A 21,853-nucleotide genomic window follows, 5' to 3' on the forward strand; every position below is an offset into this window, starting at 1 on the left:
TTGATGAGTACGGTGTGCCCGAGATGCAGGTCCGGTGCAGTCGGGTCAAAGCCCGCCTTGATCCGCAATGGACGCCCCTCTTTCAAGCGCTCGCGCAGATCCTCCTCCACCAGGATCTCGTCCGCCCCGCGGCGGAACACCTCCAGCTGCTCTTCCAGTTCCATCATCTCTCGTGCCCTTGGCGGATCGTGTGCTGGAGGCCGGGCCTGCGACCGACACCGTTCCGCTCTAGAATGCTTGCGTTCGTGACAATCAAGCGCCGACGGGGCGCACAAAGGGCGCAAGGATACCTTGCGCCCCGCAACGAAGCGAGATGACTCCGCCACCGGAAAAGGGAATGCAGACGTGACCCAGCGGTTGATTGGATTGATGTCCGGCACGAGCCGGGACGGCGTGGATGCAGTCCTGGTCGAGATCGACGACGGGCGAACGCTGCGCACCAGGGGACATTGTCACCTGCCATACCCGGACGCGCTGGAGGAGGACCTCGCCGCCGCCGCGACTACCGAGGCGCTGCGCTTCGAGGACCTGGGCACCCTGGATGCCCGGGTCGGGCTCTTCCTCGCCCGCGCAGTCGACCGACTCCTCGAAGCCACCGGGCTACAGGCCACGGACATCGAGGCCATCGGATCGCACGGGCAGACGGTACACCACGCGCCTGGTGCCGAACCCGCTTTCACCTGGCAGATTGGAGACCCGTTCCGGATCGCTGAAGCCACCGGCATCGATGTGATCGCGCACTTTCGCCAGCGCGACCTCGCGGCGGGAGGCGAGGGGGCGCCGCTGGCCTGCGCGTTCCACGCAGACTGGCTGGGGCACCCGACCGAGACGCGCGCGATCCTGAACCTCGGCGGGATCGCCAACCTGACCTGGCTGGAACCGGGCCAGCCAGTGCGTGGATGCGACAGCGGCCCCGCCAACACCCTCCTGGACGGCTGGGCGCGCCGGCATCTTGGCCAGCCCTATGATGCCGGTGGCGCGTGGGCGCGCACGGGGCACACCGACCCGTCACTGCTGGCACAACTCCTCGAGGACCCGTACTTCCTGCGTCCCGCTCCCAAAAGCACCGGGCCCGAGCACTTCTCACCCCACTGGCTTCGCCAGGTCGGGGGCGAACAGCTCGACCGGATGAACGCAGAGGACGTTCAGGCCACCCTGGTCGAACTCACCGTGGACGGGGTACGCCTGACGCTCGAATCCCTGCGAGCAGCAGCGCCCGACCGCGTCATTGTCTGCGGCGGCGGCGCCCACAACGGCTACCTGATGGAACGGCTGCAAAGCCGGCTGGCCGGCAGCAAGGTCGAGAGTTCCGAACGCCACGGGATACCACCCCAGCAGGTGGAGGGGGCCGCCTTTGCCTGGCTGGCGTATCGGCATCTGCGCGGCGAGGCGGGCAACCTGCCGGAGGTCACGGGTGCGCGAGGGCCGCGCATCCTCGGCTGCCGGATCCCCGGCCGCGCGCCCGAATCGACATAGAAATACGCACAAAAAAGGCCCGACCGATACGGCCGGGCCCTGACAGTAGTGTAACGACTCTGTACGTCAGACCGAGAAGCTGGACCCGCAACCGCAGGTGGTCGAGGCATTCGGATTGCGAATCACGAACTGCGCACCTTCCAGACCTTCGGTGTAGTCAATTTCGGCACCGACGAGATACTGAAAACTCATCGGGTCGATCAGCAGGGTAACCCCGCCGTTCTCGACCACGGTATCGCCCTCGCCAATGGTTTCGTCAAAGGTAAAACCGTACTGGAAGCCGGAGCAGCCGCCACCGCTAACGAACACCCTCAGCTTGAGGTTGTCGTTGTTCTCCTCCTCGATCAGCCCCTTCACCTTGCTCGCGGCGGCATCAGAGAAGATCAGCGGGCTCGGGATCTCCATGTCCATATCCGCCTCGGTATTGGATGTCATGGCTTCGGACATTGGGTGCCTCCTGTAAGAATCATTTTCATTTACGCTACGGAATACTGACCGTCAGCGTCAAGAATACCCCACGAATGATGCTGGGCCACGTTCGGCAAAGTGCCGGTTGAATGGGTCTCCCTCAGGAAACCGCAGTCTGCGGCTCGGCCTCCTGCACAGGAGGCTCCTCCAGTTCGCCCTGCAGGGGCTCTTCCATGCGTTCGAGCTGGCCGTCGATACTCGCGCCCTCGGTGATCTGCAGACTCTTGTAATACAGGTGGCCATGCAAACGCGCGGTCGCACCGAGTTCGACGTACTCGCTCATGTGCATATCACCCCGCACTTCGCCATTCACAACCAGGTGCGGCACCATCACCTGCCCCTCGACAACCCCCTGAGGCGCCACCATCAGTACGGCTGAAGGATCGCTCGGCGCACGAATACTGCCCACCACGCGGCCCTCGACATAAAGCCCCCCGCTGAACTCCACTTCGCCACGCACCACGGCGTTCTCTCCAATCATGGTGTCGACCCGACGTGCCCGCTTGCTACCACGCCCCCGCTTGCGTCCGATCATGCCCCTTCTCCCGTCATTCGATCCCATTCCCCGCGCTTCATCGTCGGCTCGGGGCCATCCTCTTCGTCGGGCTCCACCCTAACGGTTACACCCTCCGGCGTGAAATCCTCCGGCAACACGACCCGCGCACGCACGTTACGCAACAGTCGGAAGCCCTCAATGCTGCGCGATTGCTCCACGCCCAACTCGTCCTGATCGAGAGTCGTGTCCTCGTCGTCCCCCTCGAAACGCCCGGTTATCTCCAGCGACCAGCTCACATCCAGCGACCGGTTCAGGCCAGCCCGGTATATCTGGAACACCACATCCCACACCCCGGACTGTCCCGTCGCCTGCAGCGCCAGGTCTCGCAACCCCAGACTCGAGTCATTATTGTTCTCTGCCAGCCGCTCGTAGAACGCCACCTCATCCCGCAACCGTGCCAGTTCAGCCTCCTGGCGCTCGACATCCTCGCGATAGGCGTCTTTTTCGGCCTCCAGGAGTGACAGCTGCCGCCTCGCGCGTTGCTGCTCGGCCTCCGCCTGCTGTCGCGCTGCAACCTCGCGCTGCAGCTCGCCCGTCAGGGCATCGATACGCACCTGGGGATCGATCACGCCCTCGTCCGGCCAGTGCATCCACAGCCAGCCGCCGATTCCGGCCACCAACAAGAAAGGAGCCAGCAACAATACACCCAGGCCCCAGCGCCGCCGACGCTGTCGCACCGGCCGTGGCGGCGGGATCCGGGGGCGGCGCCGCGGCACCGGTGTCGGGAGCTTGGACATTAACCAGTGTTCCCCTATGGGAAGACCGCCAAGTCGCGCAACCCCTCGTCCTCCGGGTAGCCGAACATGAGGTTCATGTTCTGCACGGCCTGCCCGGCCGCCCCCTTGACCAGGTTGTCAATCACCGACAGGACCACCAGACGATCGGAGTGCGGCGGCCGTGCCACCGCGATCCGGCAGTGATTGGTCCCCCGCACGCTGGCCGTCTCGGGATGCGACCCCGGGGGCAGGACATCGACGAACGGCTCATTGGCGTAACGCTGCTCGAAACAAACCTGCCAGTCGGTCTCGGCTTGTCGCGACCGCAGATAGAGGGTCGCATGGATACCGCGCGTCATTGGCACCAGATGCGGCTGAAAGATCAGCCCGACCTCGCCACCGACCACATCGCTCAGGGTCTGGTGAATCTCCGGCCAGTGGCGATGCCCGCCGGCCGCGTAGGCGCGGAAGTTCTCCTGCACCTCGGCGAACAGGCCACCAATCTGCGCCTTGCGCCCCGCCCCGCTGACCCCGCTCTTGGCATCCGCGATCACGTCGGCCGGGTCGATCAGGCCCTGTTCCAGCAGCGGCAGGACACCGAGCGTCACGGCCGTCGGGTAACAGCCCGGGACGGCGATCAGCCGCGCAGGACGGATCCGGTCACGGTGAATCTCCGGCAGACCGTATACCGCCTCGCCCAGATACTCCGGGGCCCCGTGCGCCTGGCCATACCAGCGCTCCCACAACGCCGGATCGCGTATGCGAAAGTCGGCCGACAGGTCAATCACCCGCGTCCCGCGCTCCAGCAGCGCGCCGGCCATCGCGTGGGCCACTCCATGCGGCGTGGCAAAGAAAACCGCATCGCACTCACCCAGCACGCCGGCATCCGGCTCGCGAAAGACCGCGTCCACGGCCCCGCGCAGACTGGGAAACAAATCGGCGACCGCCGTACCCGCCTCGCCGCGCGAGGTGACCACTGCCAGGTCTGCCGAAGGGTGTCGGGCCAGCAGGCGCAGCAGTTCCACGCCGGCGTACCCGGTCGCACCGACAACCCCGATGCGGATAGGTTTGCTATTGGTTGTTGCCATCATGCTGCGGCATGATACCGCCTTACCACAAAGCACGGAACGAAGTCGCACTCGCGCCAGTCGAAACCGGCGATTTACAACCAACGGGAACCCCTGAACCCATGAGCAGCTTTCGCATCGACCGCAAGACCATCATTGGCGGCATCTTCATCCTGACCCTGATCGGGGTTGCCCTGGCGATCTGGCTGGCCGATGACGGCATGCGCCCGGCGCCGGAATTCACCGCCACGACGCTCGATGGCGAAGAGGTAGCACTGTCGGACTACGAGGGGCGCCCGGTGATGATCTCCTTCTGGGCCACCAACTGCCCGTCCTGCGTGCGCGAAATCCCGAAGCTGATCTACCTGCACGAGACCTATGCCGAGAAGGGCTTCGAACTGCTCGCGGTCGCCGTGTCCTACGACCCGATCAACCGGGTGGAGGCGATGCGCGAGGACCGCGAGATGCCGTACAGGGTGATCCACGACACCGAAGACGGCATGTCGCAAGCCTTCGGCGGCGTGCGTCTGACCCCGACCACATTCGTGATCTCGCCGAGCGGGCGCATCGTCTACCAGAAGCTGGGCGACCCGGACTTCGAACAGATCGAACGCCACCTGCAACGCTGGCTGTCCTGAACGCACCACCCCCGCCCCGCTGGGAGACCTGAAGCATGGAAGCCTATAACTGGCTGGTAAGCCTGCACGTGATCTTCATGGTCACCTGGTTCGCCGGGCTGTTCTATCTGCCACGGCTGTTCGTCTATCATGCGATGACCGACGACGCCCTGGGCCACGAGCGCTTCAAGACCATGGAACGCAAGCTGTTCTACGGGATCATGACACCCGGCGGGCTGCTGACGATCGCCTTTGGCGGAGTCATGCTGGCCCTGATCCCGGGGTATCTGAACGAGCCCTGGATGCACTTCAAGCTCACGCTGGTGGCCCTGCTGGTGATCTACCACATCTGGTGCGGCTGGATCGTGCGTGACTTCCGGGATGACCTGAACCGCCGCGAACACACCTGGTTTCGCTGGTTCAACGAGTTTCCGGTGCCAATCCTGGTCGGCGTGGTGGTGCTGGTGATCAACCGCTCCATCGCGGATGCCCTGATCGCGATCGGGGTCGTGCTGGCGATCTTTGTGCTGGCCGCGCTGATCGGCTGGTGGAGACGCCGGCGCGAGGCCGCCTGACGCCGGCCGAATCAGTTCTTGCCCGCGCGCACCAGGCCGCCGAGCCCGGCCTGTACCAGGGCATTGTTCAGCAGCGAGCGGATCTGTTCCGCGTTCTCCAGCATGCGGCACTGGGCCAGTAGCGCCTCGGCACGATCCGTGGAGAAGCTTCGGATCACCCATTTCACCCGCGGAATTGCGGAGACGCTGACACTGAGGCTGTCGATCCCCATACCCAGCAGCAGGATCACCGCGGCCGGATCGGCCGCCATCTCGCCGCACACACTGACCGGCTTGCCCGCCCGGTGCGCCCCGTCGGTGATGATCTCCAATGCGCGAATGCAGGCCGGGTGCAGGGTGTCATAAAGGTTGGCCACCCGCGCGTTGTTGCGGTCCACCGCCAGCAGGTACTGAACGAGATCATTGGTCCCCACCGACAGGAAGTCCACGCGCCGGGCCAGCGTCTCCGACAGATACACCGCTGCCGGGACCTCGACCATCACCCCGACCTTGGGCATCGGGATCATGAACCCCTCGTCCAGCAGCTCCTCGCGCGCCCGGTTGAGCAGCGTCATCGCCCCCTTGAGCTCGTCCAGAGCCGAGATCATCGGGAACAGGATCTGCAGGTTGTCATGCGCGCAGCTGGCCTTGAGCATCGCGCGCAGCTGCGTCAGGAAAATCTCCGGGTGATCCAGCGAGATGCGGATGCCACGCCAGCCCAGGAACGGGTTGTCCTCCTTGACCGGAAAATACGGCAGCGCTTTGTCGCCGCCGATATCCAGCGTGCGCAACGTGACCGGCATCGGGTCAAAAGACGCCAGCACCTGCTCGTAGAGCTGGACCTGCTCCTCCTCCCCGGGGAAGCGGTCGCGGATCATGAACGGGACCTCGGTGCGATAAAGCCCCACACCCTCGGCCCCGGATTCCAGCGACGGCTTGATATCGGCCAGCAGCCCGGAATTCGCCAGTACCGGGACCGCCACACCATCGCGGGTGGCCGCCGGATCCTTGGCCAGGGAGCGCAGATCCTCGGCCAGCTCGCGCTCCTCGCGTACCAGGCGCTCGAACTCCGCGCGCAGTTCCGCGTTCGGGTTCACGAACAGGCGGCCGCGATAACCGTCGACCAGGATCTCGCGGTTTTCCAGACGGCCTACCGGCAGCTCCGAGACCCCCATCACCGCCGGGATATTGAGCGCCCGCGCCAGGATCGCGATGTGCGAGGACCCGGTGCCCTTGGCCGAAACCATCGCACCCAGGCGCTCGATCGGCACCTCGGCCAGGTGTGACGCGGTCAGGTCGTCACCGACCAGGATGCCCCCGTCCGGGAATTCCTCCTGGCTGCGCTCGGCCGGCAGCAGATGAGACAACACCCGCCGACCCAGGTCCCGCACATCGGCCGCGCGCTCGCGCAGATATGGATCTTCCATGTCCTCGAACACGCGAACGCTCTCGCGCACGGTGTCGCGCAGGGCAGCCGGAGCCCATTGACCGTTGCGAATGCGCGCCTCGGTCTTGTGCACCAGAGAGTCCGAGCCCAGCAACATCAGATAAGCGTCGAACAGGACCTGCTCGTCCGCGCCGAGCGCCTCGCCCATGCGCTGCTTGAGATCCTCGATCTCGGTGCGCGTCTCGGCCACCGCCTGTCCGAAACGCTCGAGCTCCTCGTCGACCCCTATGCCCTCGCGATCCGGGATGGAGTCGAGATCCGCCAGCCGGTAGGCCACCACGGCCCGGCCGATCGCGACCCCGGGGGAACCGGCGATCCCGGTCGCCTCGACATTGACGTGCCCGATCAGCGGGGTCTCGGAGGAGATCTCGTCGTTGAATTCCGCGTAGGCGATCGCACCGGCCAGCTGCGCAGCCAGGGTAATCAGGAAGGAGACGTGCTCGTCATCGAACTTGCGCGCCTGATGCTGCTGCACGACCAACACCCCCAGCAGGCTGCGTTGGTGGATAATCGGCACACCGAGAAAGGCCAGGAAGTGTTCCTCGCCGGTCTCGGGGAAATAACGAAAGCGCGGGTGGTCCTGGGCACTGTCCAGGTTGACCGGCTCGGCGCGCGAGGCGACCAGCCCCACTAGACCCTCGGAAGGGTCCATCTCCACATGCCCGATGGATTCCTCGCGCAGACCCTCCGACGCCATCAGCACCAGACGGCCCGACTGCGGTGACTTCAGGTAAATGGAGCAGACATCGATATCCAACGCGGCCTTCACGCGGGTCACGATGATATGCAGCGCCTCGAAAAAGTCGGCGGCGCCATTGACCTCCTGCACCACGCGGCGCAGGACCTCCAGCATCGACGGGGGGTTCGGACTCGTCAACGTGGCGACACCGTCGAAGCGTGCGACGGGACCTGATCGCTGGCGTCACGCCCCGGCGCAGGACGCGAACGCTGGCCTTCCAGCTCCGGGAACATCAGCGGCACCAGCTCGCACAGCGCGCGGCGATAGACCTGGCGCTTGAAATGCACGACCTCGCGTGCCGGGCGCCAATAGTCGATCCAGCGCCAGTCGTCGAATTCGGGGGTACCCATCGCATCCAGGATCACGTCGTTCTCGTTGCCCATCATCCGTAACAGGAACCAGCGCTGTTTCTGGCCGATGCAGACCGGGCGGCGGTGACGCCGCACCATGCGCTCCGGCAGGCGGTAGCGCAGCCAGTGCTGGGTATTGCCGAGCACCTCGACATGCTCGGGCAACAGGCCCGTTTCCTCCCGCAACTCGCGGTACATCGCCTGCTCCGGCGTCTCTTCCACGCGGATACCGCCCTGGGGAAACTGCCAGGCGTCCTGGCCCACGCGCTTGCCCCAGAAAAGCTGGCGCTCCCGATTGCACAGGATGATGCCTACGTTGGCTCTATACCCCTCACAATCAATCACTTGCATCAACCAGACGCTTTCTTCACTGATTGCATTGTTCCACAGCCCGAGGCCCCGCGGCAAAGACCTTGGGAAACGCTGATGAATGTACACGCTCGCGTTGGTACCCCAGGTTTTCCGAGGCAAGGCGCGCCGCGCAGCGGGTAGTGGTTCTACCCGCAAGTGGCACAACGCAGGATCGGGGAACCTGGGGTACCAACCCCAAGGGGCTCGGCCGCCCGTTGTTATCGAAAACGGGCGTCGGAACGGCGTTGCGGCTCCCTTGTGCAGAATGACTGCACGGCAGTCACCGCGCCTTGTTCGCACGCAAAAGCGACTCGAGCGCGAGCGTGTACATCCATCAGCGTTTCCCACGCATCCCCCGTGGCAGGACAGGCAAAGCTGCGTGCGAAGTCATGCCCCGGTAAACTCCCGCCGTCTTCCCAGCGCGACCCCTAATCCGCGGAGCGATCCATGAACCTGGCCCTGTTCGACCTCGACAATACCCTGCTCGCCGGCGACAGCGATCACGCCTGGAACCAGTTCCTGGCCGAGGTCGGTGCCGTACACCCGACCTGTCACGCCGAGACCAATGACCGCTTCTATCAGGAGTATGTCGCGGGGACCCTCGACATCCACGAGTTCTGCCGCTTCGCGTTCAGCCCGCTGGCCGAGCACCCGCGCGCGCAGCTGGAACAGTGGCGGGAGCAGTTCATCGAGACGCTGATACGCCCGATGATCGCCCCCGGCGCCCAGCGTCTGCTGGCCCGGCACCGGGAAGCCGGCGACGAGCTGGTAATCATCACCGCGACCAACCAGTTCGTGACCCAGCCGATCGCCGATATCCTCGGCGTGGATCACCTGATCGCCACCCTGGCGGAGGAGCGCGAGGACGGGGAGTTTACGGGCGAGCTAACGGGCGTACCCTGCTTTCAGGAGGGCAAGATCGAGCGCCTGCGCCAGCACCTCGCGGATCACCCGGACCCCGACAGCACGATCACGCGGGCCAGCTTCTACAGCGACTCGCGGAACGACATCCCACTACTGGAACAGGTCGGTCGCCCGGTGGCCGTGGATCCCGACCCGGCCTTGGCCGCACATGCCCGCGAACGGGGCTGGCCGGTGATTTCGCTGCGCGAGCCGGAAGGTTCGATCAGCTAAACAGCCCGGCCATCTGGTTCAGACGCTGGCCGGCCTGGGTATCGCCCTTGCCGGCGGCCACGACCGCATCGCGGTAGCCCGTCACGAGCTCCGGCACCACGGCCGTCACCTGCTTGCGGCGCAGACGGCCGGCGCCGGTGACCGGCCAGGTCGCGCGGAAGTCGCAGTTATCGAGCGCATCGCAAACCCACAGGCTCCATTCGTGCCGCGTCACGTCGATCTCGTGCTGGCGGATGACCAGGCGATAGACATGCTCGGCATTCATGTCCGCCATACCCACCCCGGGGCCCACGTGCTCCACCTGCAGCTCGGCGGCGATCCGGTTGATCTCCTGTTCCAGTGCGGCCAGGGCCTGGTCGACCTCCGCATTCAGCGTACCGCCGGCCTTCGCGGCGGCGACCAGGGGACGGATGGACTCGACTTCGAACTCGTGGCTCATGCTGCGTACACTCCCGGGATTCGGAACAAGAACGCCCCGGGGGTGCCGGGGCGCGCGCAACCTTAGCACGGGAGCCCCCATTCATGAATCATCCCCCGATCGCGCTGACCATTGCCGGCTCCGACCCCGGCGGCGGTGCGGGTCTGCAGGCCGACCTGACCACCTTCACCCGCCTCGGCGTACACGGGGCCACGGCCGTGACCGCGATCACCGTCCAGGACACCCGCAATGTGGTGGACTTCACCGTGCTCCCGCCGGAGCAGCTGCGCGCCCAGATCGAGGTCACCCTCGCGGATCTCGAGGTCGCAGCGATCAAGATCGGCATGCTCGGCTCCGTGGAGAATGTCACCGTCGTCTCCGCGCTGCTGAGCGCTCACCCGCACATCCCGGTGGTGCTAGACCCGGTAATGGTCGCCGGCGGCGGCGGGGCACTGGCTACCGAGGCGGTGGTCGACGCCACGCGCGAGGCCCTGCTGCCGCGAGCCACGCTGATCACCCCGAACGGGCCCGAGGCCGCCCGTCTGGCCCGCAGCGAAGACCCCGCGCAGTGGGGCCACCAGCTTCGCCAGCTGGGCGCGCGCAACGTGCTGGTCACCGGCGGGCACGAGGGCACCGAGAAGGACCCGATCATCAATCGTCTCTACCGCGAGGACGACCACGTGCGCCCGTTCGAGCTGCCACGCCATCCGGCCGGCTTCCACGGCTCCGGCTGCACCCTGGCCGCAGCGATCGCCGCCTTCCTCGCCCGTGGCCGCGACATCGAACCGGCCGTGATCGAGGCCCAGGCCTTCATGAACGATGCCATCGCCCGCGGCTATGCGCCCGGCCACGGCCAGCACATCCCCAACCGCCTGTGCCCGCATGACGACTGACAGCCGAGCGCCCCTGCGCGGGCTCTACTTCATCACCCCCGCGGTGCCGGAGGGCGCGGACCCGCGCGCCACCCACCTCGCCCATACCACCGCCGCACTGCGTGGCGGCGCCAGCCTGATCCAGTTCCGCGACAAGGAGCTTCAAGGAGACGCTCGCGAGGCGATCGCCCGCGAGCTGGTCACCCTCGCCCATACGCACGGTGCGCGCTGCATCATCAACGACGACACCGAGCTGGCCGCACGCGTCCAGGCCGATGGCCTGCATCTGGGCCGCGACGACCCGGACCCGGCCGCGGCCCGTGCGCTCCTGGGGCCCGACGCGGTCATCGGGGTCTCCTGCTACAACGAGCTGGCGCGCGCCGAGGCCGCCGCCCGGGCCGGCGCCAGCTATGTCGCCTTCGGCACCATGTTCGCCTCACCGACCAAGCCGCAGGCCGCCTATGCCGGGCCGGAACTGATCCGCCAGGCGCGCGCGGCCCTGGACCTGCCGATCTGCGGCATCGGCGGCATCACCCCGGACAACGCGGCGGAGGTGGTCGCGGCTGGGGCGGATCTGGTCGCCGTGATCCAGGGCATCAGCTCCGCGCCCGCCCCGGAGGCCGCCGCCCGGCGCATCAGCACACTGTTCGACTGACCACTTTGCACCGCCCGGCGGCCGCCGCTATGGTTGCCGGGCCTACCGATTCCATTGAACTACAGGGACACCGTCATGCAGGAAACCGAGCGTCTGTTCGAGGCCGCCAAGCAGCACATCCCCGGGGGCGTGAACTCCCCAGTCCGCGCGTTCAAGGGCGTGGGCGGCACCCCGATCTTCATGGACCGCGCCAACGGCGCCTACATGTGGGACGCCGACGGCCAGCGCTACATCGACTACATCGGCTCCTGGGGCCCGATGGTCGCCGGCCACGCCCACCCCGAGGTGATCGAGGCGGTGCGCGAGGCCTGCAACAACGGCCTGTCCTTCGGCTGCCCGACCCGGCTGGAGAACGACATGGCCGCGAAGGTCTGCGAACTGGTGCCATCGATGGACCTGGTGCGCATGACCAACTCGGGCTCCGAGGCCACCATGAGCGCGATCCGGCTCGCGCGCGGCTACACCGGCCGCGACCGCATCGTGAAGTTCGAGGGCAACTACCACGGCCATGGCGACTCTCTGCTGGTGAAGGCCGGCTCCGGTGCCCTGACCCTCGGCCAGCCGAGCTCCCCCGGCGTGCCGAAGGAGCTGGCCGCCCTGACCAGCACCCTCACCTACAACGATCCGGACGGCGTGCGCGCCTTCTTCGCCGAAAAGGGCGACGAGGTCGCCTGCATCATCGTCGAGCCGATCGCCGGCAACATGAACTGCATCCCGCCGGAACCGGGCTTCCTGGAGACCCTGCGCGAGGTCTGTGACCAGCACGGCGCGGTACTGATCTTCGACGAGGTGATGACCGGCTTCCGCGTCTCGAAAAACTGCGCCCAGGGCTATCTCGGCGTCACCCCGGACCTGACCACGCTGGGCAAGATCATCGGCGGCGGCATGCCGGTGGGGGCCTTCGGCGGCAAGCGCGCGATCATGGAACACCTCTCGCCGCTGGGCCCGGTCTACCAGGCCGGCACCCTGTCCGGAAACCCGATCGCGATGACCGCCGGGCTCAAGACCCTGGAGATCCTGTCCCGCCCGGGCTTCCACGACGAACTGGAGCAGCGCACGCAGAAAGTCGTCGCGGGCTTCGAGGACGCCGCGCGCGAGGCCGGGGTCGCCCTGACCACCAACCAGGTGCCGGGCATGTTCGGCCTGTTCTTCTCGGACCAGAAGGTCACCGACTTCGCCGGCGCCACCGCCTGCGACACCGCCGCTTTCGGCCGCTTCTTCCACGCGATGCTGGGCGAGGGCATCTACCTGGCCCCCAGCGCCTTCGAGGCCGGCTTCATGTCCAACGCCCACTCGGAGGCGGACCTCGACGCCACCATCGAGGCCGCCCGCAAGTGCTTCAAGGCGCTCTGAGCGCCTGCCCCGTCTCTCCGGACCCGGCCGGCTCCATGCTTGCTGGCCGGGCCCTACCTGACGACCTCACCCTTACGCCCCGAACATGCTTGAGGCCCTGACCCAGTCACCGCTGGCGCTGGGGCTGCTATTTGTGCTTCTGGGCCTGGTCGCCGGCATCCCGGCCGGGATGTTCGGCATCGGCGGCGGGCTGATCCTGGTGCCGGTGTTCGTCGCGATCTTCGGCCTGCTGGCCTTCGACTCGGCCAGCCTGGTGCAGCTCGCGGTCGGCTCCTCGCTGGGCGCGATCATCCCCACCGCGATCCTGTCCGCCCGCGCCCATCATCGCCGCGGCGGGGTGAACGGCACGGCCGTGCGCCGCCTGCTGCCGGGGATCATCGTCGGGGCCCTGCTCGGGGCCTGGCTGGCCACGCGCATCGACTCCGACCACCTGGGGCGCATCTTCGGCGCCTTCGAGGTCGCAATCGGAATCTGGATGCTGTTGAACGTTCAGCCCCCAAAGGCGCCCGTACCCCGACGCAGCGTATGGCTGGGCGGCGGCACCGTGATCGGGGCCGTCTCCTCGCTGATCGGCATCGGCGGCGGCACGCTGACCACCCCGTTCCTGGTCAGCCAGGGGCTGGAACTACGCCGGGCGATCGGCTCGGGCGCGGCCCTCGGCGTGCCGATCTCCATCGGCGCGAGCCTGGTGTTCGCCCTGCCGCAGTGGACCGATCCGACCTATCAGGCGCCCGAGTGGGCACTGGGGTATCTCTACCTGCCCGCCATCCTCGGCGTGGTCATCGGCACGGCCATCAGCGTACGTGCGGGTGTCTGGCTGGCGCACTATCTGCCCGTGGGCGTCCTCCGACGCGGCTTCGCCGGCGTGCTAATCCTCGCCGGCATCCTGATGCTCCTGCGCTAGTCCAGCGCATCGCAGCGCCCCCATGCGCGACCACGCGGCCCTGTGCCTCCGCCTTGCCGGTTGGTGGCTAGGCCTGGTTCGTCATCCGGTGTTTACGGTGCCTTCGTCCGGCCGCCTGCCTGCGCTGTCTCGGCAGCGCGCCCCGAGGTACTTTCTTGCTTGCCCAAGAAAGTACCCAAAGAAGGGCACCCGGATTCCGCCCGAGGACCTTGCTCCAGGGCCCTCGGGCCGGCGGCGCTGAAACTCGCTGCGCCTTTGGCTTCGCTCAGACAGTCAGCGCCTCTTTTCCGTCCCGAGGCCCCTTCCGCAAGGGGCTTCATACGGGGGGATAAGGTCAAGACAACGGCCGCTCTGACGTTTGTGCCAATGGTTGGAGGCAAGGTATTCGGACATCTTGGCACGCGCGGCCTTCGGCCATGGCGTGCCGCGCCCGCCAGCGGGCGCCAGACCCCATGTAGGATGCGGATGAGCGCAGCGAATCGCATCAGCGATTAGCCCCGGCACCGGGATGGTGCGTTTCGCTGCGCTCAACGCACCCTACAGCTCAGGGCTTACCTCTGATGCTGGAATGCCGCCTGTCTTGACCTACCCTCCCGATATGAGCCCCTTGTGGAGGGCGTGACAGGCCGGGAGAAGGCGCTGACTGTCTGAGCGAAGCGAGTTTCAGCGCCGCCGGCCTGGCGCGTCCGGAGCAAGGTTCCCGGGCGAATCCCGGGCGTGTTTCTTGGTTCCTTCTTTGCACGAGCAAAGAAGCCCGTTTTTGATTAACAACTGGCGGGGCGCGCTGCCGAAACAGCGCTTGGCAGGCGGCGGACCAAAGCCACCGTAAACACCGGATGACGAACCAGGCCCAGCCTGAAAACGACGGAGCTAGCGGCGCAGGCGCTCCAGGCACTCGGGGGTGGAGACCCGGGGTGTCCAGCCGAGCTGCTCGCGGGCGCTCGAGCAGTCCATGTGAAGGGCGCCGTCGAGGCCCTGGACCCAGCCGGGATCGCCGGCATGGCGGGTGAGTCGCCAGGCCAGCGGGTGCAGCGCACGGATCAGGCCCGGGGGCACCGGGATGCCCCAGCGGCGCCGGTGGAGCGCCATCCGGCGCATGGACCAGACAGGCTCGGCCCCGAGGTTGAAGATGCCCTCCGCCTGGCGCGTGACCGCTCGCACCACGGCGTCCGCGGCGTCGTCCTCCCACAGGATCTGCACCGGCACCTCGACGCCACCTGGATACACGCGACTGCGCGCGACCCGGCGCAGCAGCGGGTGGGCATGCGGCCCGACGATTGCCGGGGGGCGGAAGATGCAGGTGGTCAAATCGGGATACTGCTCGGCGACCGCCAGCAGGGCCTGCTCGGTGGCGACCTTGTCCTCGGCGTATGGAAAGCGCGGCCGCGCCGGGCTGCGCTCGGTCAGTGGGCGCGGCGAATCCGGCCATGGACCGTAGACCGCGGCGCTGGAGAGGAAGACGATCTGGCTCACACCGGCCGCGGCGGCTGCCTGAAAGACGTGGCGGCTCAGCTCGACATTCTGCGCACGCACCCAGTCGCGGTCGCGGCGCCGGCTCCCGCCCTGCCCGCCCATCAGCTGGAAGGCGAGGTGGATCAGGCTGTCATGCCCGGCCAGGTGTTCCGCACCGAGATCCGCGAGGTCGGATTGCAACGGGATTGTGCGCGCGGCGGCGGCAGCAACCGGGCGGCGGTCGATCGCGGTGACAGACTGGATATCCTCGGCGGCGGCCAGGGCCGGAACAAGCACCTGGCCCAGACGCCCGGCAGCGCCGGTCACGGCGACCCGCATGGACAGCTATCCAGCCGTGCCGGTGGCGCCCGGGGCGCGTTCGGCAAAGGCCGGCATGACCTCCTCTGCAAAGCAGTCCATGGACTCCAGCGCGAGTTCGTGGGGTACGGCCCCGGCCCCGAAGGCCAGCAGGACCTGGTCGACCCCGGCCGCGCGCAGCCCCTCGATGCGCTCGCGACACTCGGCGGGCGTGCCAACCAGCGTCATGCCCAGCATGTCGAGGATCTTCAGATTGATCCCGGCCTTGACCAGGTGGCGGAAGCGGCCGAGCGAACGATAGTAGTCGTAGCCCTCGATCAGCCGCTCCAGCACCGGCAGGGTCTGCTGGAACATGTGGCGATAGAACCACTCGAACGCGGGCTTGGCCTCGCGCCGGGCGCGCTTGCCATCCGGCAGGCACAGCACCCCGAGGGTCATCCCGACGCGCGGCGGATGGGCGATATCGGTGCGCGATGCGTCCCAGGCCTCGCGGTACAGGCGGATGTCTTCGCGGATCATCTGCCACGGCTTGAACGGACCTGCCAGCGCCCCGATGCCCTGCTCGGCGGCCCAGGTGAACGATTCCGGGCTGACCGCAGCGGTCCAGATCGGCGGGTGCGGGTCCTGCACCGGGCGCGGCATCACGGGCACGTCGTCCAGATGATGGAACGGGCCGTGCTGGGTGATCCGGCCGGTGGCGAAGGCCTGGCGCAGCGCATCCAGTCCGGCATCGACCCGCGCGCGGGACTCGCTCATCTCGGCGCCGAATGTGGCATATTCGCGCGGCGAAAAGCCGCGCCCGATGCCCAGATCCAGGCGCCCGCCGGAGAGCTGGTCGAGCATGCCGACCCGCTGCGCGACCCGCAGGGGGTGGTGGTAGGGCAGCGGGACCACGCCGAGGCCCAGACGCAGGCGTTCGGTGCGCTGGCTGGCCGCGGCCAGTACCAGGTCCGGCGCGGTGCTGTGGGAGAATTCCGGCATCAGGTGGTGCTCCACCAGCCAGGCGGTGCCGTAGCCAAGACGATCGGCCTGCTCCCACAGGGCCAGGGTCCGGTCGATCACCTCGGTCTCGGAGGTCTGCAGAAACTCCGGCACCGAGAGTTCATGAAAGAGGTCGAAGCGCATGGCGCCAACTGTGCCGCGCGCGCGGTGGCGATACAAGCAAGCCCGCCAGGCTGCGGTTGAACGAGGGAGACGCGGATGTCGAAGGATCAACAAGCGCTGGAACTGCAGGCTGCCGGGGTCACGGGCCCCGGTGAGCCCTGGTGGGAGAGCTTTTTCCCGGATGACCTCCCGACCGACTGGCAGCTGGAGTACTACACCCACTATCACAGCCGTCTACTGCTGCCGGCCTCTGTCTGGTCGGCACAGGATGAAGGCCCGTTCGGGCCATGGGCCGAGGCGGTCCCCGCCAAGCTGCAGCTGACACTGGAGTGGCCACGGGATCTTCCGCCGGAGGCGGGTGCGGCCGCTCTGGCCCGAATCGAGAACGAACTGGGCGACACGCTGCACGGTGTGGCCCTCGGCGTCATGGGTGCCGAGGATGCCGCCGCCGTGGAGGCGGCACTCAAGGGCGGCAACGTGAAAACCGCCTTGCTGGCCGGACCCGCCGAGGCTCACAAACTGCCGGGCACCCGCGAGGCCCTGTGGTATCCGGGCCAAGACGGCGCCGGCCTGTGGCAGATCGAACCGGAGACGGGTCTGGACCCGATGGGGTGGCGGGCCCTGGTGGAGGCCCTGATCGCGGCCGGCGGCCAGGGCCCGACGCCCGTGTTCCTGAGAGCGCGACCGGATCGACTTTCCGAGTTTCGCACCATCGCCCAGTTGCTGGGGGTGGGATGAACTCCACCCAAACCGGTTTGACCAGGCACCCGTCCCGCGCCAGACTCCCGAATCCCATTGGCCGTACGGCAAGAGGTGCCTGTGGCTGAGCCGGTCGCCGAAGACAGCCCACATATCGTTATCGAGAACCTGCGCTTCCGGCGCGGGCGCAAGGTGGTCTTCGAGGACCTGTCCATGCGCATCCCGCGCGGTCAGGTAACCACGGTCATGGGCCCCAGTGGCAGCGGCAAGACGACCCTGCTGCGCCTGATCGGCGGCCAGCTGCGCCCGGACGGAGGCCGCATCTGGGTCGACGGCCAGGAGGTCGCACGACTCTCGACCCGGCGCCTGTACGCCCTGCGCAAACGCATGGGCATGCTGTTCCAGAGCGGGGCCCTGCTGACCGATCTCTCGGTGTTCGAGAATGTCGCCTTTCCGCTGCGAGAGCACACGGACCTGCCCGAGGACGTGCTGCGCACCCTGGTCCTGCTGAAGCTCGAGGCGGTGGGCCTGCGTTCCGCGCGGGACCTTGACCCGGCCTCGCTGTCCGGCGGCATGGCACGGCGCGTGGCGCTGGCGCGGGCGATCGCACTGGACCCGGACCTGATCATGTACGACGAACCCTTTACCGGGCTGGACCCGATCACCATGGGTCAGATCGTGACCCTGATCCGGCGCACCAACCAGAGCCTGGGCCTGACCAGCGTACTGGTGTCGCACGACGTAACCGAGGCCATGGCCATCTCCGATCACGTGGTGCTGATCGCCGATGGCCGGGCGGTGGATGCCGGGGCGCCGGACGACCTGCGTGCCCGCGCCTCGGACTGGAGTGCGCAGTTCCTCGAGGGCCGCCCCGATGGCCCGGTGCCGTTTCATTACCCCGGCGACGGCTACCGCGAGGACCTGCTCGGGGTGCGGGAACGACGCGATGATTGACGCGATTGCCTCGCTGGGCCGCAGCTCGCTGAATGCACTGGTGGTATTTGGCCGCGCATTCCTGTTTCTGCTCCAGGTGCTGGCCAGCCTCGATATCGTGATCCGGCGGTTCGGGCTGACGGTGGTGCAGATCTACTCAGTGGGCGTGCGCTCGCTGCTGATCATCATCGTCTCCGGGCTGTTCGTCGGCATGGTGCTGGGCTACCAGGGGTATATCACCCTGGTGAACTTCGGTGCCGCAGAGGCCCTGGGCGGCGTGGTTGCCCTGTCGCTGGTGCGCGAACTGGGCCCGGTGGTGACCGCACTGTTGTTCGCCGGTCGCGCGGGCTCCGCTCTAACGGCCGAGCTGGGCCTGATGAAGACCACCGAGCAGCTCTCGGCGATGGAGATGATGGCGGTAAACCCCTATCGCCGTATCTTCGCCCCGCGCTTCGTCGCCGGGTTCCTCTCCATGCCGCTGCTGGCCGCGATCTTCAGCGCAGTGGGCGTAATGGGCGGTTATATCGTCGGTGTGGGCATGCTGGGCGTGGACAGCGGCGCGTACTTCTCGCAGATGCAGTCGGTGACCGACTGGAACGAGGATGTGCTCTCCGGGGTCATCAAGAGCATTGTGTTCGGGTTCGTGGTGACCTGGATCGCGGTATTCCAGGGCTTCAACGCGATGCCGACTTCCGAGGGCATCTCGCGCGCGACGACCCAGACGGTGGTGGTCTCCTCGCTGGCGATACTGGGCCTCGATTTCATCCTGACCGGGCTGATGTTCGGCGCGGGCTGACCAACCAGTGATTTCCTAGGCAGGTGGTTACAATGAAGGTACGTTTCTTCGAACTGGCGGTCGGCGTGTTTGTGCTGCTGGGTGTGGCGGCCCTGTTCTACCTGGCGGTCCAGGTGAGCAACGTGACCGACTACCACGACCGGGACACCTACACGGTGACGGCCTACTTCGACAACATTGGCGGGCTCAAGACGCGCGCGCCGGTCACAGTGTCGGGTGTGCGCATCGGGCGCGTCTCCGAGATTCGCTATGATCCGGAACAGTTCCGCGCCGAGGTCAAACTGGCGATCCGCTCCGAGCATGACTACCTGCCTATGGACACGCAGGCCGCGATCCATACGGCGGGGCTCCTGGGCGAGCAGTACATCGCCCTGGAGCCCGGTGGCGACTATGACACCCTGCAGGATGGTGACGAGGTGATGTTCACCCAATCCGCGCTGGTCCTGGAGAACCTGATTGGTCGTTTCTTGACCAATATGGGTAGCGACTGACACCCACACCGGGGACGACACGATGAAGACATTGCGATTTCTGGCGCTGCCGGCGCCGCTCTGGCTGCTTCTGCTGCTGGCCCTCCCGGGCGCCGCGCAGGCGGACAACCCCACCGAGATCATCAAGCAGTCCATCGACGAGGTCTACGAGAAGCTCCGGGCGAACGAGGACCGCGCCCAGGAGGACCCGGATTTCGTGATCGGTGTGATCGAAGACAAAATCCTGCCCGGCGTGGATGTCGAAGGCATGTCCCGGCTGGTGCTGGCGCGGCACTGGCGCGACGCCTCCAGCGAACAGCGTAAGCGCTTTACCGAGGCCTTCAAGAACACGCTTCTGCAGGCCTACGGGGTGCAGCTGGCCGATCATCTGGACAAGGAAATCCGCGTGATCGAGCGCCGTTCGCGCCAGGACGACCGCATGGCCGTGGTGGCCACCGAAATCGTGATGGGTTCCGGCCAGTCGAACCTCCAGGTCAACTATCGCCTGCGCCCGGTGAACGGGGAGTGGAAGGTCTTCGACGTCGAAGCCGAAGGGCTCAGCTTTGTCGGCAACTTCCGCAACCGCTTCAACGAAGAGATCAACCGCAACGGCCTCGACGCCCTGATCGAGCGTCTCGAGGACGGCGACCGCGACCTCGTCGATGACGCGATGGACGGCATTGCCGACGAGGTCAACAACGGTAATGGCTGAGGCCCGCCTGCACGCCACTCCGGAGGGGATCGCCATCTCCGGCACGCTCACGCTTGCCACCGTTCCGGGCCTCGAATCCCGTATTCGCACGCTGCTCCCGGGACTGCCCGCTCGCGCACGGGCGGACCTCGGCGAAGTGACCCGCATCGACTCGGCCGGCGTGGCGCTGCTGGTTACCCTCTGGCGTCGGGTACACGAACAGGGCGGGGAACTGGACTTCCATTCCATCCCGCAGGGCCTGGCACCCCTCGTTGAGCTTTACGACCTGCAATCGGTGATCGCCGATTCGGGTCCCGCGACACAGACCGGCACGGCCTGAGGGCCGCCCCACAGCCGGAAACGCGCGCTCCGCGGGCAGATTCGTTATCATGGCGTGTTTCGCTGGGCCATGCTGGTCCCCGCGACCGACCCGGGCTTTCCATGGACAAGCTGATCATCACCGGAGGCCGCCGCCTGGAGGGGCAGGTCTGGATCTCCGGGGCCAAGAACGCGGTTCTGCCGATCCTGTCCGCCACCTTGCTGGCGGACGGGCCGATGACCATTGGCAACGTCCCACACCTGCAGGATGTGACCACCACCATGGAACTCCTCGGCCGCATGGGTGTAAGCCTCACGGTCAACGAGCGCATGCGCATCGAGGTCGACCCGACCACCCTGACCCAGTGTGTCGCCCCGTATGACCTGGTCAAGACCATGCGCGCCTCCATCCTGGTACTGGGCCCCCTCCTCGCGCGCTTCGGCGAGGCCGAGGTCTCGCTGCCGGGCGGCTGCGCGATCGGTTCGCGCCCGGTGAACCTGCACCTGCGCGGGCTGGAGGCGCTGGGCGCCGAGATCGACGTCGACGGTGGCTATATCCACGCCCGCGCCAAGCGCCTGAAGGGAGCGCGCGTCGTGTTCGACCAGGTCACGGTCACCGGCACCGAGAACCTGCTGATGGCTGCCACCCTGGCCGAGGGCGAGACCCTGATCGAGAACGCCGCGCGCGAGCCGGAGGTGGTCGACCTGGCGGACTGCCTGACTGCGATGGGGGCCAAGATCCAGGGTGCCGGGACCGACACCATACGCGTGCAGGGCGTCGAAAACCTGCACGCCTGCGAATACGACGTGATGCCGGACCGCATCGAGACCGGCACCTTCCTGGTCGCGGCGGCCGTCACTCGCGGGCGCGTGCGCTGCCGCAACACCCGCCCGGAGCTACTGGATGCGGTCCTGGCCAAGCTGGTCGAGGCCGGTGCGCGCATCGAGACGGGCCCGGACTGGATCGAACTGGACATGGAAGGGCGCCGGCCAAAAGCCGTAAACCTGAGGACCGCACCCTTCCCGGCCTTCCCCACCGACATGCAGGCCCAGATGATGACATTGAACACGGTGGCCGAAGGCACCGGGTCGGTGGTGGAAACGGTGTTCGAGAACCGCTTCATGCATGCACTGGAGTTGCAGCGCATGGGAGCGGATATCACCATCGAGGGCAACACCGCCATCGTCAAGGGCGTGGAGCAACTAGTGGGTGCCCCGGTGATGGCGACCGACCTGCGCGCCTCGGCCAGCCTGATCATTGCCGGCCTGGTGGCCGAGGGCGAAACCGCAGTCGACCGCATCTACCACATCGACCGCGGCTACGAATGCATCGAGGAAAAACTGAGCCAGATCGGCGCGGGCATCCGCCGCGAGCCGGTCTGACCCGACACAGAC

At 67.0% G+C, this 21,853-nt stretch carries 25 protein-coding genes (1 of these 25 only partly in view); 15 read left to right on the plus strand and 10 right to left on the minus strand.

Features of this window, described 5'->3' with window-relative positions; all coding sequences use genetic code 11:
• Window positions 1–167 carry the 5' portion of a tyrosine--tRNA ligase gene (gene tyrS, locus C935_RS0101200; RefSeq protein ID WP_026278571.1) on the minus strand. It extends 1,042 nt beyond the left edge of the window, so 167 of the gene's 1,209 nt are visible here — the first part of the coding sequence; the start codon lies at window positions 165–167; the stop codon falls past the left edge of the window.
• 178 nt (window positions 168–345) lie between these two features.
• Here tyrS and C935_RS0101205 point away from each other — a divergent pair, with 178 nt between their 5' ends.
• Complete coding sequence (locus C935_RS0101205) at window positions 346–1,476, plus strand: anhydro-N-acetylmuramic acid kinase (RefSeq protein ID WP_026278572.1); 1,131 nt, start codon at window positions 346–348, stop codon at window positions 1,474–1,476.
• A gap of 66 nt (window positions 1,477–1,542) precedes the next feature.
• Here C935_RS0101205 and erpA read toward each other — a convergent pair whose 3' ends face one another.
• From erpA to argC, 4 genes are all read right to left on the minus strand, one after another.
• Complete coding sequence (erpA, locus tag C935_RS0101210) at window positions 1,543–1,923, minus strand: iron-sulfur cluster insertion protein ErpA (protein ID WP_018860691.1); 381 nt, start codon at window positions 1,921–1,923, stop codon at window positions 1,543–1,545.
• Window positions 1,924–2,044: 121 nt separating this feature from the next.
• Window positions 2,045–2,479: a polymer-forming cytoskeletal protein gene (locus tag C935_RS0101215; protein ID WP_018860692.1), complete on the minus strand. Its 435-nt coding sequence runs from the start codon at window positions 2,477–2,479 to the stop codon at window positions 2,045–2,047.
• On the minus strand, window positions 2,476–3,237 hold the full coding sequence (locus C935_RS0101220; RefSeq protein WP_018860693.1) for a DUF6776 family protein: 762 nt from the start codon (window positions 3,235–3,237) through the stop codon (window positions 2,476–2,478). The genes C935_RS0101215 and C935_RS0101220 overlap by 4 nt, the downstream gene beginning before the upstream one ends.
• A gap of 14 nt (window positions 3,238–3,251) precedes the next feature.
• On the minus strand, window positions 3,252–4,307 hold the full coding sequence (argC, locus tag C935_RS0101225) for an N-acetyl-gamma-glutamyl-phosphate reductase (RefSeq protein WP_018860694.1): 1,056 nt from the start codon (window positions 4,305–4,307) through the stop codon (window positions 3,252–3,254).
• A gap of 98 nt (window positions 4,308–4,405) precedes the next feature.
• Between argC and C935_RS0101230 the strand changes: the two genes are divergently transcribed.
• Together C935_RS0101230 and C935_RS0101235 are read left to right on the plus strand one after the other, a co-directional pair.
• Window positions 4,406–4,921 (plus strand): peroxiredoxin, encoded by a 516-nt coding sequence (locus C935_RS0101230; RefSeq protein ID WP_018860695.1) that lies wholly within the window; start codon window positions 4,406–4,408, stop codon window positions 4,919–4,921.
• Between the two features lie 35 nt (window positions 4,922–4,956).
• On the plus strand, window positions 4,957–5,475 hold the full coding sequence (locus tag C935_RS0101235; RefSeq protein ID WP_018860696.1) for a CopD family protein: 519 nt from the start codon (window positions 4,957–4,959) through the stop codon (window positions 5,473–5,475).
• Between the two features lie 11 nt (window positions 5,476–5,486).
• On the opposite strand, the gene ptsP is transcribed toward C935_RS0101235, so the two are convergent.
• Both ptsP and C935_RS0101245 read right to left on the minus strand, forming a co-directional pair.
• Window positions 5,487–7,754 (minus strand): phosphoenolpyruvate--protein phosphotransferase, encoded by a 2,268-nt coding sequence (ptsP, locus tag C935_RS0101240; protein ID WP_018860697.1) that lies wholly within the window; start codon window positions 7,752–7,754, stop codon window positions 5,487–5,489.
• Window positions 7,755–7,774: 20 nt separating this feature from the next.
• Window positions 7,775–8,341, minus strand: a complete 567-nt coding sequence (locus C935_RS0101245) for an RNA pyrophosphohydrolase (protein ID WP_026278574.1) — start codon at window positions 8,339–8,341, stop codon at window positions 7,775–7,777.
• A 447-nt stretch (window positions 8,342–8,788) separates the two neighbouring features.
• Here C935_RS0101245 and C935_RS0101250 point away from each other — a divergent pair, with 447 nt between their 5' ends.
• Window positions 8,789–9,475, plus strand: a complete 687-nt coding sequence (locus tag C935_RS0101250) for an HAD family phosphatase (RefSeq protein ID WP_018860699.1) — start codon at window positions 8,789–8,791, stop codon at window positions 9,473–9,475.
• On the opposite strand, the gene C935_RS0101255 is transcribed toward C935_RS0101250, so the two are convergent.
• Window positions 9,468–9,914: a hypothetical protein gene (locus tag C935_RS0101255; RefSeq protein WP_018860700.1), complete on the minus strand. Its 447-nt coding sequence runs from the start codon at window positions 9,912–9,914 to the stop codon at window positions 9,468–9,470. The two genes, C935_RS0101250 and C935_RS0101255, sit on opposite strands and share 8 nt — an antisense overlap.
• Before the next feature lie 83 nt (window positions 9,915–9,997).
• Between C935_RS0101255 and thiD the strand changes: the two genes are divergently transcribed.
• The 4 genes from thiD (at window position 9,998) to C935_RS0101275 (ending at window position 13,677) form a co-directional block, all read left to right on the plus strand.
• A complete protein-coding gene (gene thiD / locus C935_RS0101260) occupies window positions 9,998–10,786 on the plus strand; it encodes a bifunctional hydroxymethylpyrimidine kinase/phosphomethylpyrimidine kinase (RefSeq protein ID WP_018860701.1) in 789 nt (262 codons plus the stop codon).
• A complete protein-coding gene (gene thiE, locus C935_RS0101265; RefSeq protein ID WP_018860702.1) occupies window positions 10,776–11,420 on the plus strand; it encodes a thiamine phosphate synthase in 645 nt (214 codons plus the stop codon). Before thiD ends, thiE begins: the two co-directional genes overlap by 11 nt.
• Before the next feature lie 75 nt (window positions 11,421–11,495).
• Window positions 11,496–12,773, plus strand: coding sequence for a glutamate-1-semialdehyde 2,1-aminomutase (hemL, locus tag C935_RS0101270; protein ID WP_018860703.1), 1,278 nt, complete (start codon window positions 11,496–11,498; stop codon window positions 12,771–12,773).
• Between the two features lie 85 nt (window positions 12,774–12,858).
• Entirely contained in the window at window positions 12,859–13,677 is an 819-nt protein-coding gene (locus C935_RS0101275; protein ID WP_018860704.1) for a sulfite exporter TauE/SafE family protein, read from the plus strand.
• Between the two features lie 870 nt (window positions 13,678–14,547).
• On the opposite strand, the gene C935_RS0101280 is transcribed toward C935_RS0101275, so the two are convergent.
• Both C935_RS0101280 and C935_RS0101285 read right to left on the minus strand, forming a co-directional pair.
• Window positions 14,548–15,468, minus strand: a complete 921-nt coding sequence (locus C935_RS0101280; protein ID WP_018860705.1) for an NAD-dependent epimerase/dehydratase family protein — start codon at window positions 15,466–15,468, stop codon at window positions 14,548–14,550.
• A gap of 6 nt (window positions 15,469–15,474) precedes the next feature.
• Window positions 15,475–16,572 carry an LLM class flavin-dependent oxidoreductase gene (locus tag C935_RS0101285; RefSeq protein ID WP_018860706.1) on the minus strand — a complete coding sequence of 366 codons (1,098 nt, stop codon included), beginning with the start codon at window positions 16,570–16,572 and terminating at the stop codon, window positions 15,475–15,477.
• Window positions 16,573–16,647: 75 nt separating this feature from the next.
• On the opposite strand from C935_RS0101285, the gene C935_RS0101290 reads away from it, so the two are divergent.
• From C935_RS0101290 to murA, 7 genes are all read left to right on the plus strand, one after another.
• Window positions 16,648–17,289 (plus strand): hypothetical protein, encoded by a 642-nt coding sequence (locus tag C935_RS0101290; RefSeq protein WP_018860707.1) that lies wholly within the window; start codon window positions 16,648–16,650, stop codon window positions 17,287–17,289.
• A gap of 81 nt (window positions 17,290–17,370) precedes the next feature.
• Entirely contained in the window at window positions 17,371–18,204 is an 834-nt protein-coding gene (locus C935_RS0101295; protein ID WP_018860708.1) for an ABC transporter ATP-binding protein, read from the plus strand.
• Window positions 18,197–18,979 (plus strand): lipid asymmetry maintenance ABC transporter permease subunit MlaE, encoded by a 783-nt coding sequence (gene mlaE, locus C935_RS0101300; RefSeq protein ID WP_018860709.1) that lies wholly within the window; start codon window positions 18,197–18,199, stop codon window positions 18,977–18,979. The genes C935_RS0101295 and mlaE overlap by 8 nt, the downstream gene beginning before the upstream one ends.
• Before the next feature lie 32 nt (window positions 18,980–19,011).
• Window positions 19,012–19,470: an outer membrane lipid asymmetry maintenance protein MlaD gene (gene mlaD / locus C935_RS0101305; RefSeq protein WP_018860710.1), complete on the plus strand. Its 459-nt coding sequence runs from the start codon at window positions 19,012–19,014 to the stop codon at window positions 19,468–19,470.
• Between the two features lie 22 nt (window positions 19,471–19,492).
• Window positions 19,493–20,161 (plus strand): phospholipid-binding protein MlaC, encoded by a 669-nt coding sequence (locus C935_RS0101310; RefSeq protein WP_018860711.1) that lies wholly within the window; start codon window positions 19,493–19,495, stop codon window positions 20,159–20,161.
• Complete coding sequence (locus tag C935_RS0101315) at window positions 20,154–20,480, plus strand: lipid asymmetry maintenance protein MlaB (RefSeq protein ID WP_018860712.1); 327 nt, start codon at window positions 20,154–20,156, stop codon at window positions 20,478–20,480. Before C935_RS0101310 ends, C935_RS0101315 begins: the two co-directional genes overlap by 8 nt.
• A gap of 101 nt (window positions 20,481–20,581) precedes the next feature.
• A complete protein-coding gene (murA, locus tag C935_RS0101320; RefSeq protein ID WP_018860713.1) occupies window positions 20,582–21,841 on the plus strand; it encodes a UDP-N-acetylglucosamine 1-carboxyvinyltransferase in 1,260 nt (419 codons plus the stop codon).
• Window positions 21,842–21,853: the final 12 nt, after the last annotated feature.

It is taken from the genome of Thioalkalivibrio sp. ALJ3, assembly GCF_000377205.1.
Taxonomy (GTDB): Bacteria; Pseudomonadota; Gammaproteobacteria; order Ectothiorhodospirales; family Ectothiorhodospiraceae; genus Thioalkalivibrio.